3 protein-coding genes are annotated in these 3,397 nt (G+C 37.3%); all 3 read left to right on the top strand.

Features of this window, described 5'->3' with window-relative positions:
* On the top strand, positions 1 to 593 hold a 593-nt coding region (locus tag AC06OU_RS02940; RefSeq protein ID WP_475853863.1), incomplete at its 5' end, for a single-stranded-DNA-specific exonuclease C-terminal domain-containing protein.
* Complete coding sequence (locus AC06OU_RS02935; protein WP_340883179.1) at positions 584 to 1,096, top strand: adenine phosphoribosyltransferase; 513 nt, start codon at positions 584 to 586, stop codon at positions 1,094 to 1,096. The genes AC06OU_RS02940 and AC06OU_RS02935, both read left to right, overlap by 10 nt.
* Positions 1,097 to 1,246: 150 nt before the next feature.
* Positions 1,247 to 3,397, top strand: a 2,151-nt coding sequence (locus AC06OU_RS02930; protein ID WP_475853861.1) for a RelA/SpoT family protein, incomplete at its 3' end; no start/stop codon positions are given.

Below are 3,397 nucleotides of genomic sequence, written 5' to 3'. Positions count from 1 at the left end.
CTCAGACTATTTTTGTTTGTTTTAACAAAGAATCTATTTCCCATTTTGAATCTGTTGTTTCTAAAAATATATGGTCATGGGATAGCTTGATAAAAGAAAAAGTCAAAGCAAATTGTTTATGTCTCTTAGACTTGCCTGAAGATGAAGAGCAATTGATGAACTTATTACAATACCACGATTGGAAAAGAATCTATGCTCACTTTTTTGCATCGGAGTCGACTTACTTTGAGGGCGTACCTACGCGAGAACAGTTTAAATGGTACTATTCTTTTATCGCAAAAAGAAAAACATTTGCCTTAAAACAGCATATACAACAGCTATCTAAGCATACTGGATGGAGCCAAAATACAATTAATTTTATGTCAAAGGTGTTTTTTGAATTGAATTTTGTTAGAATAGAGGGTGGCACATTGGTGTTGAATGAAAATCTACCTAAAAGAGATTTATCGGAAGCACCAATCTATCAACAGCGTACAAAGCAAATTGATTTAGAGCAGAAGCTATTGTACGCACCATATAAAGAGCTGAAACAATGGTTTGAAGAGCGAAGAGCAGTACAAACCGTTCCTGAGGAGGAGCAAAAATGGATTTAAAGAAATATGTTACAATTGTAGAGGACTGGCCTAAACCAGGTATTCGTTTCAAGGATATTACAACAATTATGGATAATGGGGAAGCATATAAATATGCAACTGACCAAATTGTGGAATATGCTAAAGAAGTGGGTGTAGATATAATCGTTGGACCGGAAGCACGTGGATTTATCATTGGATGTCCAGTTGCTTATGCTTTAGGCATAGGTTTCGCACCAGTTCGTAAGGAAGGCAAGCTTCCTCGGGAAGTAATTCGTGCTGAGTACGGATTAGAATACGGGAAAGATGTTTTAACAATGCATAAAGATGCTGTAAAACCAGGGCAACGTGTACTAATTGTAGATGACTTATTAGCTACAGGTGGTACAATTGAGGCTACTATCAAATTAGTAGAGGAACTTGGCGGTGTAGTAGTAGGCTGTGCATTCTTAATCGAATTGTCTTATTTAGATGGACGTGACAAGCTTAAGGACTATAACATCCGTACGTTAATGCAATACTAATATTCTTCTTTCTTTATTGACACAAATTGTGCATAATAAGAAAGTAATTGACTATACAAGATAAGGGTGGACTTTACAAGTCCCTCTTTTTTTTTATAAAATATAGCTTATATACTATTTTTGAAAAATAACGAAATCAGGTGAGTTAACATGGCAAAAGATCAGGTGAAGACAGCAGAAGATGTTTTTGAAACAGTTTCCACTTATATGAATAAAGAACATGTTGACTTCGTTAAGAAAGCATACGAATTGGCAGAGCATGCTCATAGAGAACAATTCCGTAATTCGGGGGAGCCATATATTCTACATCCCATACAAGTAGCAGGAATTCTTGCTGATCTTCAAATGGATCCCGAGACTGTTGCCGCTGGTTTTCTACATGATGTTGTAGAAGACACTGAATATACACGAGAAGATATTGTTCGTGAATTTAACGAAGAGGTTGCCCTGTTAGTAGAAGGGGTAACGAAATTAGGTAAAATTAAATATATGTCTAAAGAAGAACAGCAGGCTGAAAATCATCGGAAGATGTTTATAGCAATGGCACAGGATATTCGAATTATCTTGATTAAGCTTGCTGACCGTTTACATAATATGCGTACATTAAAGCATTTACCTGAGGAAAAACAACGACGTATATCTAATGAAACATTAGAGATTTTTGCACCTCTTGCCCACAGACTAGGGATTTCAGCAGTGAAATGGGAGCTAGAGGATACAGCATTGCGTTATTTAAATCCGCAGCAATATTATCGAATTGTTAATTTTATGAAGAAGAAGCGTACTGAGCGAGAGCTTTACTTAACGGATGTTATGGATGATATAAGAAATCAGTTGGATGAAATGGAAGTAGGAGCGGATATATCTGGGAGACCGAAGCATATTTACAGTATATATCGTAAAATGGTCGTTCAAAACAAGCAGTTCAATGAAATCTATGACTTATTAGCAATGCGAATCATTGTAAATAGTATTAAGGATTGCTACGCCGTTTTAGGGGTTATTCATACACTTTGGAAGCCAATGCCTGGACGATTTAAAGACTATATCGCTATGCCTAAGCAAAATATGTACCAATCCCTCCATACTACGGTAATCGGACCTAACGGAGAGCCTTTAGAGGTTCGGATTCGCACTGAGGAAATGCATAATATCGCTGAATATGGGGTTGCAGCACATTGGGCTTACAAAGAGGGCAAAAAGGTAGAGGCAGGCAAGCAAAACGTTGATTCCAAGCTTACTTGGTTCAGAGAAATCTTAGAATTTCAACAAGAATCATCAAATGCTGAAGAGTTTATGGAATCTCTCAAATTCGATTTGTTTTCAGATATGGTGTATGTATTCACTCCAAAAGGCGATGTAATTGAGCTTCCCGCTAGCTCTGTTCCCATAGATTTTGCGTATCGAGTCCACTCGGAGGTCGGTAACAAAACGATTGGTGCTAAAGTGAACGGAAAAATGGTACCTCTGGATACCAAGCTGCAAACAGGAGATATTATTGAAGTTCTTACTTCTAAACAATCTTTTGGACCGAGCAGAGACTGGATAAAAATTGCTCAATCATCACAGGCCAAAAATAAAATTAAGCAATTCTTTAAAAAACAGCTCAGAGAAGAAAATGTTATAAAAGGTAAAGAAGCTGTTGAAAAAGAAATAAAAGCTCAAGAGTTTGATATAAAGGAAGTTCTTACTTCTGAGAACATTAAAAGGGTTTGCGAAAAATACGCTTTTGCCGGGGAAGAAGACTTATATGCAGCTGTCGGCTTTAGTGGAATAACAGCACAACAGGTAGTAAACCGTTTAGCGGAAAAAATGCGCAAAATCCGTGACCAAGAAGAGGCACTTGAAAAGATTAATACTGAAATGCAAACGCCTACGATTAAGAAAACAACAGAATCTGGCGTTGTAGTAAAAGGTATCGATAATCTACTTATTCGACTTTCCCGCTGCTGTAGTCCAGTACCAGGGGATGCGATTGTAGGATTTATCACGAAAGGTAGAGGAGTTTCTGTTCATAGAGCAGACTGTCCAAATGTTCAAAACGATGATGCGCATTCCCGAATTATTGAGGTGGAATGGGAGCAATCAGATAGTCCTTCGAAAAAAGAGTATCAAGTAGATATCGAAGTTTCTGCTTTTGATCGGACAGGCTTGCTAAACGAAGTACTCCAAGTAGTAAACGAATCTAAAACCAATATAGTTGCAGTTAGTGGCAAATCAGATAATGATATAGCTTCCATCCATCTGTCTATTTTAATTTCAAATATTGCACATCTGCACAAAGTTGTGGATCGAATTAAG

The organism is Psychrobacillus sp. (genome assembly GCF_056205495.1).
This window is presented reverse-complemented; position numbering and strand designations above follow the sequence as displayed.